We start from the raw sequence: 15,166 nt of genomic DNA, 5'->3' as shown, positions 1-15,166 counted from the left end.
GTTAAAAAGTCGACAGGAGCCGTAGGTAAATTCGCTGATGAGTCAGAGGTTTCCGATAGATGCGCTCGATAACCCCGTCAGCCATAGCGATTGGACAGAAACCCACCCTGCCCCTAGGCTTCAATCGCTGCGAAAGCGTCACTCGATAAAAGCCCCGCCCCCATGATCGTACGTCCCAAGCCGAACCTGATCGGCATCCTGTTTTCCCTCAAAGGCTCGATTGCCAAGCGGATTGCCTTGCGCAGCCTGTTAGTGACCCTGCTCGCCTCGGTGATCGTGCTGGTAGAAACCTGGCACCCGGCCTACTTCTCCAAGGTCAACGCCACGCCCTTTACCCTGCTCGGGTTGTCGCTTTCGATCTTTATGAGCTTTCGCAACAACGCCTGCTACGACCGCTGGTGGGAAGGTCGCAAGCAATTGGGCCAGTTGATCATCGAGGTGCGCTCGCTGATCCGCCAGACCCAGGGCTTGATGGATGCAGACGAACGCGAGCTGTTGTTGCGCGAACTCTGCGGCTTCGCCCATGGCCTGATCGCGCGCCTGCGCTTTGAAAGTGAACGCCAAGCCGTCGCGCCGTGGACCTCAACCCCCATCGACCATCAGCACCCGAACATTCCCGACGCCTTGTTGCAACGCATCGGCGCCCGCTGCTCGGAACTCGCCGAGCTCGGACGAATCAGCGAATGGCGCTATACCCAACTCGAGTCGCGGCTGGTCAGCCTGAGTCAGGTCCAGGCCAGTTGCGAGCGGATCAAAAGCACGCCACTGCCCTTCCCTTACACGTTATTGCTGCACCGCACCATTTACCTGTTTTGCATCTTGTTGCCGTTTGCCATGGCCGAACCCCTGGGTTGGCTGACGCCGGTGTTCACCGCCATCGTCAGTTACACTTTTTTCGGTCTCGATGAGATTGGCGATGACCTCGAAGACCCGTTCGGCTTCGATGAAAACGATATACCGTGTAACGCGATATTGCGCACGCTTGAGCGCGAAGTCCTGGCCGCGTTGGGGCAAACCGATTTGCCGCCAGCCCTGGAGCCGATCGAATACGTTTTGAACTGAGCCAGGGTTTGACTCAACGCCGCGCCTGACCGAAGCTGGCGTCTTTGCAAAAGCTCGCCAGCTCCCGGATCCGTGCATGCCCCAGTCCCGCCGCTACCTGCTTATCAGCCTCTGCGTCCTGTTTGCCGTTGCCCTTGCCTGGTTTTTCCTGCGCGGTACCACGCCCATGGTGCCGGAGGCGATCAAACATGGCTACAGCGAGGCGCTGGCCCAGGCGCGCGCCGGTCAACCGGGGGCGGCGCGGGTTCTCTACCAGCAATTGGGCCGTCCTGACTTATCGGCCAAACGTCGCATCTGGTTGCTCGCCGAACTGCCGAATTACCCCAGCCCGCAAGCCTTGAAACTGGCCGGCGCGGATTTGCAAAACGCCTCGATGGATGTCCGGGTGGCCGCGATCAAGAGCGTTGTCGGCCTGGTCCCCAGTGGTCAGCGCAGTTTGCTGCTCGGCCCCTTGCTCGATGACAGCGAACAGACCGTGCGTTTTGCCGCCATCAACGCGCTACTGGGGCTGTCGCCGGATGATCTGGGTTTGTATTTCGGGCCCTTGCAGCAGGCCATCGATGCCTGGGAACTGGTCCTCAAGGGCGAACCTGAAAGCGCCAACACTCACTACCAATTGGCGCGACTGCACCTGCACAACGCGGAATTGAAAGAGGCGCTACACGCCCTGGAACGCACCTTGCAGCTTGAGCCCGGGAATTTGCCGGCGCTGGTGATGCAAATCGAAGTGCTGGACAAACAAGGCCAGAGCGACGCCGCGCGGCAGTTGCTGGCCAAGCAGTTGCAGGCCCAACCGGACTCCGCCTACCTGCAACATGCCCTCGGGCTCTGGCTGTTGCACCACGGGCAGAGTGAATTCGCCGTGCTCGGCCTCTCGAAAGCGGTTGAGCTTGAGCCGGACAACAAGGAATACCGCTACGACCTGGCCACCACGCTGCACAGCGAGGAAGAGCTGGAAGCGGCGCAAAAACAATTACAGGAAATCGTCCAGCGTCACCCCGCCGACCGCAAGGCGCGGGTATTGCTGATCAATTACTGGACAGAAAGCGGACAGTTGCAGAACGTGCAGATTCTGCTGGCGCAACTGGAGCAGATGAACCCGGATGACCCGGCGTTGCAGCAAGGCCTGTAACGCTCGCCACCGTCCCTGTAGGAGCAAGGCTTGCCCGCGATGGCGTCCGTGAGATCGCTTTCGCGAGCAAGCTTTGCTCCTACAAAAAAACAGCGTCGAGCAGGCCTGTAGGAGCAAGGCTTGCCCGCGATGGCGTCCGTAAGATCGCTTTCGCGAGCAAGCTTTGCTCCTACAAAAAAACAGCGTCGAGCAGGCCTGTAGGAGCAAGGCTTGCCCGCGATGGCGTCCGTGAGATCGCTTTCGCGAGCAAGCTTTGCTCCTACAAAAAAACAGCGTCGAGCAGGCCTGTAGGAGCAAGGCTTGCCCGCGATGGCGTCCGTAAGATCGCTTTCGCGAGCAAGCTTTGCTCCTACAAAAAAAACAGCGTCGAGCAGGCCTGTAGGAGCACGGCTTGCCCGCGATGGTGTCCGTAAGATCGCTTTCGCGAGCAAGCTTTGCTCCTACAAAAAAAACAGCGTCGAGCGGGCCTGTAGGAGCAAGGCTTGCCCGCGATGGCGTCCGTAAGATCGCTTTCGCGAGCAAGCTTTGCTCCTACAAAAAAACAGCGTCGAGCAGACCTGTAGGAGCACGGCTTGCCCGCGATGGCGTCCGTGAGATTGCTATCGCGAGCAAGCTTTGCTCCTACAAAAAAAACAGCGTCGAGCAGGCCTGTAGGAGCAAGGCTTGCCCGCGATGGCGTCCGTGAGATTGCTATCGCGGGCAAGCCTTGCTCCTACAGTAAACAGGCGTCATCGCACACGGCAAAAAAGGTTGAACCGTCGTCTCGGCCAAGGGTCAAGAGAAACAGGCAGTCAATTCAGGCACTTCAGGCCTGCTGCCTCGCTTCCCCTAGTCATGAGAGGGCATTTTTTGTCTACATCTAACGAGTTGTTCAGTGCAAAAGCCGCCACCGGCATCGAAGGTCTGGATGACATCCTGGCCGGTGGATTGTCCCGCGGCCATGTGTTTTTGCTGGAGGGTGAACCCGGAACCGGTAAAACCACCGTTGCGTTGCATTTTCTCCTCGCCGGCGCCCGAGCCGGCGAGCGCTCGTTGTACATCACCTTGTCAGAAACCGAACGGGAGCTGCGCCAAGGCGCGTTGTCCCACGGTTGGGCGCTGGATGAGAACATCCATATCTTTGAGCTGACGCCTCCCGAAAGCCTGCTCAACGCCCAGCACCAGCAAAGTTTGCTGTACTCCTCGGACCTGGAACTGGGCGAAGCGACCAAGCAGATTTTTGAAGTGGTCGAACGGGTCAAACCGACCCGTGTGGTCCTCGACAGTCTGTCCGAAATCCGCCTGTTGGCCCAAAGCTCCCTGCGCTATCGCCGGCAGATTCTGGCGATCAAGCACTACTTCGTGCGTTACGACGCCACGGTCGTGTTACTCGACGATTTGACCACCGAATCCCTCGACAAGACCGTCCACAGCGTGGCGCACGGGGTGATTCGCCTTGAAGAATTGACCCCCAACTACGGCGCCGAACGCCGGCGTATTCGCGTAGTGAAGTACCGCGGCCAGAAATACCGCGGCGGTTTCCATGACTTCACCATCATGGGCGACGGTATCCATGTGTTCCCGCGCCTGGTGGCGGCCGAACACCGTGGCGGCTACGTGCGCCAGCAATTGACCAGCGGCATCAAGGAAATGGACGCCCTGCTCGGCGGCGGCATCGAGACGGGCTCCAGCACGCTGATCCTCGGCCCGGCCGGTACCGGCAAGTCGCTGATCTCGATGATCTTCGCCGCAGCGGCCGTGGCCCGCGGTGAAAAAGCGGCACTGTTTATCTTCGACGAAGAGCTGGGCTTGCTGTTCGAGCGCATGAAAAACATGGGCATCGACCTTAAGGCGTTGCAAGACACCGGCAACCTGCTGATCGAACAGGTGGATGCGGCCGAGTTGTCCCCCGGTGAGTTTTCCCACCGGGTTCGCCGCTGCGTCGATGAGCGCGACATCAAAACCGTGGTCATCGACAGCATCAACGGCTATCAGGCCGCGATGCCCGAGGAAAACGCCCTGGTGCTGCACATGCATGAGTTGCTGCTGTACCTCAATCGCCGAGGCGCCGCGACGTTCATGACCGTCGCCCAGCACGGGTTGGTCGGGGACATGCAAGCGCCGGTGGATATCACTTACTTGGCCGATACGGTCATTCTGCTGCGTTATTTTGAAGCCTTGGGCAAAGTGCGCCGGGCGATCTCGATCATCAAAAAACGCACCGGCAGCCATGAATCGACCATCCGCGAGTACCGCATCAGCGGCCAGGGCATGACCATCGGCGAACCACTGGATGCATTCCAAGGTGTGCTGCGCGGCGTACCGACCTACCTGGGCGCCAGCAACCCGCTGCTTAAGGACGACGGCCAATGACTTCCCTGGCAGCGACCTCCGAGCGCGCGATCATCCTCGCGCCGCTGGGGCGCGACAGCCAGATTGCGCTGATGATGCTCAACGAGGCGGGTTATGACGGCGTCATCAGCCGTGACTTGCCAGGCTTGTGCAGCGAACTGGAGCATGGCGCCGGTTTGCTGCTGATCTCCTCCGAAGCTTTGCTCGGCGGTGACATTGAGCCCCTGCTCGGCCTGATCGAACAGCAACCGGCGTGGTCGGATTTGCCGATTGTGCTGATGACTTACCACGGCGGCCCGGAACAAAATCCGGCGTCTCGGCTCGGCCCGCAACTGGGCAACGTGACCTTTCTGGAGCGTCCTTTCCATCCGGTGACGCTGATCAGTCTGGTGACCACCGCGTTACGTGGGCGACGACGACAGTACGAAGCTCGGGATCGGCTGGTAGATCTGAGTCAAAGCGAACTGCGCCTGCAAAACACCCTGGAAACCCTTGAGCAACAGGTCGAAGAGCGCACCGCCCAGCTGCGCCATAACGAAGAAGCGCTGCGCCAGTCACAGAAAATGGAAGCGGTCGGCCAGTTGACCGGCGGCATCGCCCACGACTTCAACAACATGTTGACCGGGATCATCGGCAGCCTGGAGTTACTACGCCGCCGTCTGGCCCGTGGGCGCACCGAGGACCTCGACAGCCTGATCGATCTGGGGGTCACTTCAGCCAACCGCGCCGCGGGCCTGACTCACCGGTTGCTGGCGTTTTCCCGACGCCAGTCGCTGGACTCCAAGCCTGTGGTGATGAACACCCTGGTGACGTCGATGGGCGAACTGCTGGAACGCAGCATCAACGAAAGCATTCAGTTGGACATGCAGTTGAGTGAACAGCTGTGGGTGGCCGAGGCAGATCCCAATCAACTGGAAAGCGCCCTGCTCAACCTGGTGCTCAATGCCCGCGACGCGATGCCTGACGGCGGCAAACTGGTGGTGAAAACCTTCAACCAGCATTTGGACACCGGTTTCACCGAAGCCCACGGCAACCTTGAGCCGGGGGATTATGTGGTGCTCAGCGTGACCGATACTGGTTGTGGCATGCCGCAAAGCACCATCAACCGGGCGTTTGATCCGTTCTTCACCACCAAGCCTATCGGCCAGGGGACCGGGCTCGGGTTGTCGATGATTTACGGTTTCAGCAAACAGTCCCGGGGCCATGTCACCATTCAGAGCGAAGTCGACAACGGCACCACTGTTAACGTGTACCTGCCGCGTTACAGCGGCAATCTGGTGCTGGATCCCCTCGCGGATATCCAGCAAGCGCCTTACGCCCAGGACGGTGAAACCGTGCTGATCGTCGAGGACGATCCAGCGGTTCGGGTGCTGGTCAGTGCGGTGTTGAGCGAGTTGGGCTATGCGTTTGTCGAGGCGGGAGATGCCGACAGTGCGGTGCCGATCCTGGATTCCGCCCAGCGCATCGATCTGCTGATCAGCGACGTGGGCCTGCCAGGGATGAACGGCCGGCAGTTGGCGGAAATCGGCCGGCAGTACCGGCCCGATCTCAAGGTCTTGTTCATTACCGGGTACGCCGAGCACGCGGCGGTGCGCGGTGGTTTCCTCGACCCGGGCATGCAGATGATCACCAAGCCGTTTACCTTCGATTTGTTAACGGCGAAGGTCAGGGAAATGATCCGGATCTAGAACGCTCGAGCCCGAGATGGCTTGCCTATGATGGTGTCTTCGAGGACGCCTTCGCGGGCAAGCCTCGCTCCTACAGGTATGGGCGCGATCCCGTAGGAGCGAGGCTTGCCCGCGAAAGCGATTTCATCATCACCCTCACCGTCAAGCCATGCACCGACAGCAGGTTTGCGAACTCAGGAGAGCATCTCCTGCATCAATTCCTGCAACACATCCAGGTCAAACGGCTTGCCCAGAATCGGCGCCTTGCGGGTGATCGGGCTGTCCGTCTCGCGGATTTCCTGCGGATAACCGCTGATAAAAATCACCTTGAGTTCCGGTCGCAGCTTCACGGCGGGTTCGGCAATTTGCACGCCGGAAATCCCGCCCGGCAGGCGGAAGTCGGTAATCATCATGTCCAGGTGCGGTTTACTGGCAAGGATCTCGAAGGCCTGCTCGCCGTTTTCGGCCTGCAACACCCGATAGCCCTCGCCCGACAGATAGGCAGACAACACCATCAAAATCGAGGGATCGTCCTCGACAATGAGTACTACATCTTGCGCATCTTCACTCATGGGAAGCCTTTGTTCGGTCAATAGCTGCTGATACGACCGTGGGGTCGCTCAGAGGTTGCGTTTGTCTGGCTGCTTTCCTACAACGGCAGACAAACGCGAAATAAGGCGCCTTCGTTGATTCTGCTCTCGACGACGATGGATCCGCCATGGGCGGCAACGATTTGCTCGGAAATAAATAGCCCTAGCCCAAGTCCCGCGACCACGGTCTTGGCTGAAACCCGTTCGAACTGTTGAAAAATACGTTTCTGGTTTTCTTCACTGATGCCAATGCCACGGTCCTGGACCTCGACCCTGGCCTGGCCCTCGTGACTGTACACCCGCACATCGATCGGGCCCTTGCCGCCATAACGCAACGCGTTGGTCAGCAGGTTGGAGATCACCTGTTCGATACGGAACTCATCCCACGGGCCTTCCACGGGCTCGTCAGCGGTAAACGTCACCGTGGACTCGGCGGCATCGAATTGCGGCGCAAAGTTTTGCAGCAGGTTGGCCACCAGTTTCACCAGGTCAAAGCGACTTGGCCGAATCGACAGTTTGCCGGTGCGAATGCGCGACACGTCCAGCATGTCTTCGATCAGGCGAATCAGGCTTTTGATCTGGCGTTCATCGCGCTCGACCATGGCGTGCATCTTGTCCAGGGTGAACGCCGCCGCGTTGTCCCGGGCCAGGTGCATCTTGCGCAGCTGGGTTTCGAGGATCAGGCCATTGAGCGGCGTGCGCACTTCGTGGGCGACGATGGACATGAAGTCATCGCGCATACGCACGGCCTGCTCCAATTCGTTCTGGGTGGCCTGCAGTTTTTTCAGCAAGGCTTCCTGTTCGAGACGGCTTTGCTCCAGGGCTTCGACCTGTTGCTTCATCGCCTTGCTCTGGCGATACAACTCGACGAACACATTGACCTTGCTCTTGACCGCGTGGATATCCAGCGGCTTGTGCAGGAAGTCCACGGCGCCGCTTTCGTAGCCTTTGAACGCGTAGTTCAGCTCCCGGCCGGCGGCACTGACGAAAACGATCGGGATGTTCTTGGTCTTTTCCGTGCCGCGCATCAGCTCGGCCAGTTCGAAGCCGTTCATGCCGGGCATCTGCACGTCGAGAATGGCCATGGCAAATTCGTGTTGCAACAACAACGACAAGGCTTCGTCCGCCGACAGCGCCTTGTACACCGCGCGGTCTTCGCGCTTGATCAGCGCTTCGAGCGCCAACAGGTTTTCCGGCAGATCGTCGACGATCAGCAGTTTGGCTTGGATGTTACTCAGCATGCTATTCGTTCCAGCTCGACAAGCAGACGGCCGATGCCGCGTATAGGGAGAATGTGATCAGGTTGATGCAAGTCCAGCGCCGCCTGGGGCATGGTCGCGACCTGGGCTTCGTCCGGGTCCTGCACCACGGTCAGGCCGCCACGGTACTTGACCTGGGCCAGACCGTTGGCGCCATCGCGGTTGGCGCCGGTCAACAGCACGGCGACCAGCGCCGGCCCGTAGGCGTCGGCGGCAGATTCGAACAGGAAATCGATGGCGGGCCGCGAATAGTGCACGCGGTCTTCCAGGCTCAACGAAAAACTGCGGTCCTGTTCCACCGAAAGGTGATAACCCGGCGCTGCGAAATACAGGGTCCCGGCTTCGACCAGCGTCTTGTCCACGGCCTCCAGCACCGGCAATGAAACCCGCCGGGCAAACACTTCGGCCAGGTGGCTGCGACGCTCGTCAGGTAAATGCAACACCACGATGATCGGCAGCGCAAAGCCTTCGCGCAGCGGACTGAGGATGTTCAGCAACGCCTCGACGCCACCGGCCGACGCGCCGATCACGATAGCCTCTACGGTCGGCAAACCGGCTTCACTGTTCATGATTTGCGGTAGATCCGTTCTTGTTTGACCAATGGCTCGAACTGTTTTCCGAATGCCGAGAAGTCCGGGGTTTCCTTGCTGCCCAACACCAGAAAACCACGATGGCACAGGGACTCGTGAAACAAACCAAAGGCACGATCCTGAAGTTTTTTATTGAAGTAAATCAACACATTGCGACACGAAACCAATTGAGTTTCTGAAAAGACACTGTCGGTCGCCAGGCTATGGTCGGCGAAGGTCACGTTCTCGCAAAGGGTCTTGTCGAAAATCGCGTAACCGTACGCCGCCGTGTAGTAATCGGCAAACGAGCGCTGACCACCGGCCTGCTGGTAGTTGGAAGTGTAGGCGCGGACGTTCTCCATAGAGAAAATCCCCTGCTTGGCTTTCTCCAGCGAGCGCGGGTTGATGTCGGTGGCGTAGATGATGGTGCGTTCGAGCAAACCCTCTTCGCGCAACAGGATCGCCATCGAATAGACCTCCTCGCCCGTGCTGCAACCGGCAATCCAGATCTTGATCGATGGATAGGTCTTGAGCAGCGGCACCACTTCCTGACGGATCGCCAGGAAGTGCGAAGGATCACGGAACATCTCGCTGACCGGGATCGTCAGCAATTGCAGCAACTGCATGAACGCGGTCGGGTCGTGCAGGACTTTTTCCTGCAACGCCGAGATGGTCGCGCACTCGAACTGACTCAACGCGTGAGCGACCCGACGCTTGATCGATGCACCGGAATAATCACGAAAGTCATAGCTGTACTTGAGGTAGATCGCCTCGATCAGCAGCCGCAATTCGATTTCGGTATTTCGCTCCACTTAGATACGTTCCATCTTCGGTAACCACACGCGAATCAGTGAGAACAGGCGATCCAGGTCGATCGGCTTGGCCAGGTAATCGTTGGAGCCCGCCGCGAGGCAGCGCTCCTGATCGTCCTTCATGGCCTTGGCCGTCACGGCGATGATCGGCAGCTTGCGCCAGCGCGGGTCCTGGCGGATCAAGGCCGTGGCCTCGAAACCGTCCATCTCCGGCATCATCACGTCCATCAGCACCAGGTCGATGTCCTCGACTTCATTCAATTTTTCAATCGCCTCACGACCGTTCCGGCCGATCACCACGACTGCCCCTTTCTGCTCCAGCGCACTGGTCAGGGCGAAGATGTTGCGCACATCGTCGTCCACCAGCAGCACCTTGCGACCCTCGAAGACCTTGTCGCGACTGCGCGCGGTCTTGAGCATCTTCTGCCGCTCATGGGACAACTGGGATTCGACTTTGTGCAGAAAGAGTGTGACTTCATCCAGCAACCGCTCTGGCGAGCGGGCGCCCTTGATGATGATCGAGCGCGAATACTTGCGCAGGTCGGCCTCTTCGTCCCGGGTCAGGTTGCGCCCGGTGTAGACGATCACTGGCGGGAATGAGCAGATGTCTTCCGTGGCCATGCGTTTGAGCAGGTCGTTGCCGAGCATGTCCGGCAGCTTCAGGTCGATGATCATGCAGTCGAACACCGTCTCGCGCAGCCGGTCCAGCGCTTCCTGGGCGAAGCCGACGGCGGTGATCTCGATGTCTTCGTCGCCGATCAGGCGGGCAATGCTGTCGCGCTGCAAGTCATCGTCTTCCACCAGCAGTACACGCTTGACCTTCTGGGTCAGCTTGGCTTCGAGGCGGGCGAACACGTCCTTGAGCTCTTCGCGGGTAGTCGGTTTGACCGCGTAACCGATGGCGCCCATGTGCATCGCGGCTTCGACCCGGTCTTCGACCGAAATCACGTGCACCGGGATGTGGCGGGTTTCGGCGTGTTCTTTCAGGCGCTGCAACACCGTCAGCCCGGAGTGATCCGGCAGGCGCATGTCCAGCAGGATGGCGTCGGGGATGTATTCCTTGGCCAGGTCGTAACCTTCGTCAGCGCCGTGGGCCACCAGGCATTGGTAACCCAGTTCATGGGCGAGGTCGTAGAGGATGTGCGCAAAATTCGCCTCATCTTCCACCACCAGGATGCAACGGGTGGCGAACGGCGCCTTGGCGCGGTCATCGTCGAAACGCGGGATGTCGACTTCGGCAATCAACGGCACCAGTGCGGCGACCGGCGCTTTTGGCACATAAGCCACCGGCGTTGCGCGCATTGGCTCGATGGGCACTTCACCCGGCTCGACGTACTGCTGCGGCAACACCAGGGTGAACGCACTGCCCTGCCCCGGTTCGCTGGTGACGCTGATTGAACCGCCAAGCAACGTCGCCAGGTCTCGGGAAATAGACAGGCCCAACCCGGTGCCACCGTACCGGCGATTGGTGGTGCCGTCGGCCTGACGGAAGGCTTCGAAGATGCTTTCCTGCTGTTCCGCGGCGATGCCGATCCCGGAGTCGCGAACGATGAAGGCGATGCCTTCCCCCGGCTGACTCGCCACCGTAAGGCTGACCGTGCCTTTCTCGGTGAACTTCACGGCGTTGGACAGCAGGTTCTTGATCACCTGTTCCAAACGCTGGCGGTCGGTGAAAATCATCATCGGTGCGCCGGGCTGCAACTCGATGTGGAAATCCAGCTTTTTGTCCGAAGCCATCGGCTCGAACATCCCACGCAGGCCTTCCACCAGACGGGACACGCTGGTGTTTTCCGGGAGCATTTCCAGTTTGCCGGCCTCGACTTTGGAAATATCGAGAATGTCGTTGATCAGGTTGAGCAAGTCATTGCCGGCGGAATAGATCGACTCGGCAAACTTGACCTGTTCGGCGCTGAGGTTGTCCTGCGGGTTTTCCGCCAGCAACTTGGCGAGGATCAACGAACTGTTCAGCGGCGTGCGCAGTTCGTGGGACATGTTGGCGAGGAATTCGGATTTGTACTTGCTGGAGCGCTGCAATTCTTCGGCACGCTCTTCGAGCTGAATCTGCGCCTGATTGAGTTCGGTGTTCTTCAGGTCCATGGCGTCGCGCTGATCGGCAAGGATCTGTGCCTGGTCGGCCAGTTGCTCGTTGGTCTGCTCCAGCTCCACTTGCTGGGTTTCCAGATGCGCCTGGGACTCCTTGAGAATCCGCGACTGCTCTTCCAGCTCTTCGTTGGCAGTCTTGAGTTCTTCCTGCTGAACCTGGAGTTCTTCGTTGAGCTGCTGGGTTTCGGCCAGCACTTCCTGCAAGCGTTGACGGTAGCGCGCGGCTTCGATCGAGGTGCCGATGTTGCCGGCAATCAATTCGAGCAATTCGACGTCACGCTCGTCCAGCGGGCGCAGGAAGCCGAGTTCGATCACGCCGTTGACCCGGTCGTCGTCACTGGTCGGCACCACCAGCACACTGTGCGGCAAGCCTTCGCCCAAGCCGGAGCTGACTCTGAAATAATTTTCAGGCACGTCATCCAGGCGAATCAGCCGGCCTTGTTTGACTGCCTGGCCAAGAATCCCTTCGCCGTCGTAGATCGACTGTTCCTGCGCTTCCTGCTCCCGGGACAAACCATAAGAGGCCACGCGTTTGAGGCCGCCATGCTCTTCCCGCACGTAAATGGCCGCCACGGCGGTGCCCAGGTACTGTGCGCAGAATTGCAGGATATTGCGCCCTAACAGGTTCAGGGTCAGTTGCCCCAGCACCTGCTCAGCCAGTTCGGTTTGACCGCTGCGCAGCCACGCTTGCTTCTCCAGGCGCTCAGCGGCGGTGTTTTGTGCGGCCAGAGTGGCGCTGTAGTTCTCGGACAAGGTGATCAAGTCGCGCCGGCCGACATAGGCCAGCAAGGCGCTGATCCCCGCCACGAACAACAGGTACAGGGTGATGCTCCAGATCGTGGTGCGGCGTACTTCGTCGTTACGCGTGGTGCGCAACTGCTGCTCCATGTCGATCACGTCTTCGAATTGCTTGCGGATTTCATCGGTCAGGCGCTTACCGCGCCCGGCCTTCACCGCGCCGCGATAGTCGCCGCTGCTGCGTTGCAGATCGATCATCGATTGCGCGTAAGTGGCCCACTCGGTTTGCAAGGCTTGCAGGCGACGCAAACGGTCGGTCTGGACCGGGTTATCGGCGGTCAGTTCGAGCAAGGTATTGAGGGCGACGGCGATTCTCGGCCGGGCCGTTTCGTACGGGTCCAGGAAGTGCTCGTCGCCGCTGAGCAGAAAGCCGCGCATGCCGGTTTCCAGATCGACCGTCAGCTTCACCGCCTCATTGGCGTTATTGATCACCCGGTCGGTGTGCTCGACCCATTGGATGACGGACAGCAGGTACGTGATCAACGCCACAAAGAAAACCGCGCTGATCACGCCCACGCCCAACGGCAAGCTGACGTTACGGCTCAGGAGTTTGCGGAATCGTTGCTCATCAACCGAAGACGCTGGGGTCATGGGGAAGGCCTTGTCGAACTGTTGAAAACCAAGGAGTTTGCCCCAAAACGATCATACGGTTCTAATTTTCTGACAGCTTTGGGTACAAATTCCTGCAATTAACTGCGCTTGATCAATGCCGCGCGTTATCCTTGTTGGTTCTTGTATAGCTGTTGTTTTTTGTCTCGTGTCGGGAACTTGTCGATGTCCGGCATTTACTCAAGCAAGAGACCGGCGATTTCGATCGACCGCCGACCCGCAAATCCACCCCTCGAGAGCTCCTACTATGTCCGCCGATTCGTCCGCCGATCCGTCCATCATTCTCGTCGTCGAAGACGATGCCATCGTCCGCATGCTGATCGTCGATGTGCTGGAGGAACTTGAATTCAAGGTGCTGGAAGCCGATGGCAGCGAACAGGCACTGGAGTTTCTCAATGACGAAGACCAGCACATCGACCTGATGATGACCGACGTCGGCCTGCCGGTGATGGATGGTCGTGAACTGGCCACGCAAGCGCGGATGCTGCGTCCGGAGCTGCCGATCCTGTTTGCCAGCGGTTATGCCGAAAGTATTGAGGTGCCGGCGGGCATGCAGGTGATTGGCAAACCATTCTCGATTGATCAACTGCGCGATAAGGTCAAGGGCATGTTGGCCTGAGCACGTTGCGTATAGCACCTGTCAACTCTGACAGTAGATGAACCCCGCTCGCATGGAGTTTGATTAGACCGGTCATCCCGCTCATAAGGAACCGAGTCCATGCCGAGTCAAACCGATCTCTACGCACGTTATATGAAAACCGGCGCATTAGCGTTGCTGCTCAGCGCCGGCTATGGCTGCCAATCCCCCTCCGCCGATGATCCACAGCACTGCTTTGAACAAAGCGGACAGGCGTTCAGCGAAGTCCTGAGTTGTTATCGCAAAGCCCAGGCGTCGCAACCGTTGCGCTACACCAACAAGGGCCAGGAGCAACTGCCCGGCGTCAACATCCGCCGATTCGAGCTGACGTCCCAGTCCTGGAGCCCGGACAGCCAGGTCGCACCGGCAGAATGGTTGCACGACGTCGACCTGTACATCCCAGACAACGTTCAGGGTACGCGGGCCGTATTGGTCGCCAACGATGGCGTCAACAACCCGGAGCCCGGCAAGCCCCCCAGCGCACCCAACAATTTCACCCAACAGACACTGCTCAATATCGCCCGGCAGACCGGTTCGATCGTGGTGGCGGTCAGCAATGTGCCGAACCAGTATCTGACCTACAGCGATGACGGCCTGCAGCGCACTGAAGATGGCAGCGTGGCCCACAGCTGGAAACTGTTCATGCAGGCGCCGGAACAGCAACCCTTCATGTCAGTGCATGTGCCGATGATGGAGGCGTTGGTCAAAGCCATGGACCTGGCACAGAAAGAAGCGCCATCCGGCCGGGTCAAGAGCTTTCTGGCCACTGGCGCGTCAAAGCGTGGTTGGGCGGTGTGGCTGGCAGCCCTGGCGGACGCTCGGATCGATAGCATCGCGCCGTTTGTGATTGATGTGCTGAACACCGAGAAAGTGTTCGACCAAACGTTTCGGGCCTATGGCGATAACTGGCCCCTGGCGTACATCGACTATTACCTGCAAGGCGTGATCGCCCAGCGCAAGACCCCGGTGTTCACCAAACTAATGCAGGTCGAAGACCCGATGACCTATCCCCCCGCCTATGCCGCCCGGTTGAGCATTCCCAAATACATCATCAATGCCAGCGGCGATGATTTTTTCATTCCGGATGCTTCGCGCCTGTACTTCCCGGACTTGCCAGGGGAAAAAAACCTGCGTGTGATACCCAACGCCGCCCACGATGTGCGGGCGTTTGTGGAAGCCAACCTGATTCCTTACGTCAAACGGCGGCAGGCGGGCAAGGCTCTGCCAACGGTGAACACGCAAGAGCAGCGGCTGAACGCAATCTCGAGCCGGTTACACCTGACATTGTCCGAAACACCGGTCAAGATCACCAAATGGACCGCCGTCAACCCGCAGGCGCGGGACTTTCGGTACAACTGCGGCGTGCGCTACACCGCCGCGCAATGGCCGGCATCGACCACGTTGGACGTGACCTTACAGGCGCCCAAGGCAGGCTGGAGCGCCGAGTTCTTCGAGTTCGAGTTTGCGGACGGTTTCTTCGCGACGACGACTGTCACGGTGCTCCCGAACGCGTACCCGACCCAGGCACCGCCTGCCGATGAGGCGCTGTGCAGGACGTTACCCGAGACCCCAGCGCAATAAACCAGGCTATTGCCCC

At 59.3% G+C, this 15,166-nt stretch carries 11 protein-coding genes; 6 read left to right on the top strand and 5 right to left on the bottom strand.

The window, feature by feature from the left end; all coding sequences use genetic code 11:
* Window positions 1-162 precede the first annotated feature (162 nt).
* The 4 genes from BK667_RS12410 to BK667_RS12395 all read left to right on the top strand — a co-directional run bounded on the left by BK667_RS12410 (window position 163) and on the right by BK667_RS12395 (window position 6,213).
* Window positions 163-1,062 carry a bestrophin family protein gene (locus BK667_RS12410; protein WP_123597761.1) on the top strand — a complete coding sequence of 300 codons (900 nt, stop codon included), beginning with the start codon at window positions 163-165 and terminating at the stop codon, window positions 1,060-1,062.
* 76 nt (window positions 1,063-1,138) lie between these two features.
* Window positions 1,139-2,194, top strand: a complete 1,056-nt coding sequence (locus BK667_RS12405; RefSeq protein WP_123597760.1) for a tetratricopeptide repeat protein — start codon at window positions 1,139-1,141, stop codon at window positions 2,192-2,194.
* 849 nt (window positions 2,195-3,043) lie between these two features.
* The gene (locus tag BK667_RS12400) at window positions 3,044-4,546 is read left to right on the top strand and encodes an ATPase domain-containing protein (protein ID WP_123597759.1); all 1,503 of its coding nucleotides are present in this window, start codon (window positions 3,044-3,046) and stop codon (window positions 4,544-4,546) included.
* A complete protein-coding gene (locus BK667_RS12395; RefSeq protein ID WP_123597758.1) occupies window positions 4,543-6,213 on the top strand; it encodes an ATP-binding protein in 1,671 nt (556 codons plus the stop codon). Before BK667_RS12400 ends, BK667_RS12395 begins: the two co-directional genes overlap by 4 nt.
* Before the next feature lie 173 nt (window positions 6,214-6,386).
* Here BK667_RS12395 and BK667_RS12390 read toward each other — a convergent pair whose 3' ends face one another.
* From BK667_RS12390 to BK667_RS12370, 5 genes are all read right to left on the bottom strand, one after another.
* Window positions 6,387-6,764 carry a response regulator gene (locus BK667_RS12390; RefSeq protein ID WP_059405185.1) on the bottom strand — a complete coding sequence of 126 codons (378 nt, stop codon included), beginning with the start codon at window positions 6,762-6,764 and terminating at the stop codon, window positions 6,387-6,389.
* Between the two features lie 77 nt (window positions 6,765-6,841).
* Window positions 6,842-8,023: a hybrid sensor histidine kinase/response regulator gene (locus BK667_RS12385; protein WP_123508452.1), complete on the bottom strand. Its 1,182-nt coding sequence runs from the start codon at window positions 8,021-8,023 to the stop codon at window positions 6,842-6,844.
* Entirely contained in the window at window positions 8,017-8,610 is a 594-nt protein-coding gene (locus tag BK667_RS12380; protein WP_123597757.1) for a chemotaxis protein CheB, read from the bottom strand. Before BK667_RS12380 ends, BK667_RS12385 begins: the two co-directional genes overlap by 7 nt.
* Window positions 8,607-9,422 carry a CheR family methyltransferase gene (locus tag BK667_RS12375; protein WP_123508454.1) on the bottom strand — a complete coding sequence of 272 codons (816 nt, stop codon included), beginning with the start codon at window positions 9,420-9,422 and terminating at the stop codon, window positions 8,607-8,609. The genes BK667_RS12380 and BK667_RS12375 overlap by 4 nt, the downstream gene beginning before the upstream one ends.
* Window positions 9,423-12,914, bottom strand: a complete 3,492-nt coding sequence (locus BK667_RS12370) for a response regulator (protein WP_123597756.1) — start codon at window positions 12,912-12,914, stop codon at window positions 9,423-9,425. It lies immediately after the preceding gene.
* A gap of 265 nt (window positions 12,915-13,179) precedes the next feature.
* Between BK667_RS12370 and BK667_RS12365 the strand changes: the two genes are divergently transcribed.
* Together BK667_RS12365 and BK667_RS12360 are read left to right on the top strand one after the other, a co-directional pair.
* Window positions 13,180-13,551 (top strand): response regulator, encoded by a 372-nt coding sequence (locus tag BK667_RS12365; protein WP_123597755.1) that lies wholly within the window; start codon window positions 13,180-13,182, stop codon window positions 13,549-13,551.
* A gap of 99 nt (window positions 13,552-13,650) precedes the next feature.
* A complete protein-coding gene (locus BK667_RS12360) occupies window positions 13,651-15,150 on the top strand; it encodes a PhoPQ-activated pathogenicity-related family protein (protein WP_123597754.1) in 1,500 nt (499 codons plus the stop codon).
* Window positions 15,151-15,166: the final 16 nt, after the last annotated feature.

The organism is Pseudomonas frederiksbergensis, from assembly GCF_003732705.1.
Lineage (GTDB): Bacteria > Pseudomonadota > Gammaproteobacteria > Pseudomonadales > Pseudomonadaceae > Aquipseudomonas > Aquipseudomonas frederiksbergensis_F.
This window is presented reverse-complemented; position numbering and strand designations above follow the sequence as displayed.

Coding starts and splice junctions, on each gene's coding strand:
- BK667_RS12405 (WP_123597760.1), top strand. CDS start 1,139: ATGCCCCAGTCCCGCCGCTACCTGCTTATCAGCCTCTGCGTCCTGTTT.
- BK667_RS12395 (WP_123597758.1), top strand. CDS start 4,543: ATGACTTCCCTGGCAGCGACCTCCGAGCGCGCGATCATCCTCGCGCCG.
- BK667_RS12360 (WP_123597754.1), top strand. CDS start 13,651: ATGCCGAGTCAAACCGATCTCTACGCACGTTATATGAAAACCGGCGCA.
- BK667_RS12410 (WP_123597761.1), top strand. CDS start 163: ATGATCGTACGTCCCAAGCCGAACCTGATCGGCATCCTGTTTTCCCTC.
- BK667_RS12390 (WP_059405185.1), bottom strand. CDS start 6,764: ATGAGTGAAGATGCGCAAGATGTAGTACTCATTGTCGAGGACGATCCC.
- BK667_RS12365 (WP_123597755.1), top strand. CDS start 13,180: ATGTCCGCCGATTCGTCCGCCGATCCGTCCATCATTCTCGTCGTCGAA.
- BK667_RS12380 (WP_123597757.1), bottom strand. CDS start 8,610: ATGAACAGTGAAGCCGGTTTGCCGACCGTAGAGGCTATCGTGATCGGC.
- BK667_RS12385 (WP_123508452.1), bottom strand. CDS start 8,023: ATGCTGAGTAACATCCAAGCCAAACTGCTGATCGTCGACGATCTGCCG.
- BK667_RS12370 (WP_123597756.1), bottom strand. CDS start 12,914: ATGACCCCAGCGTCTTCGGTTGATGAGCAACGATTCCGCAAACTCCTG.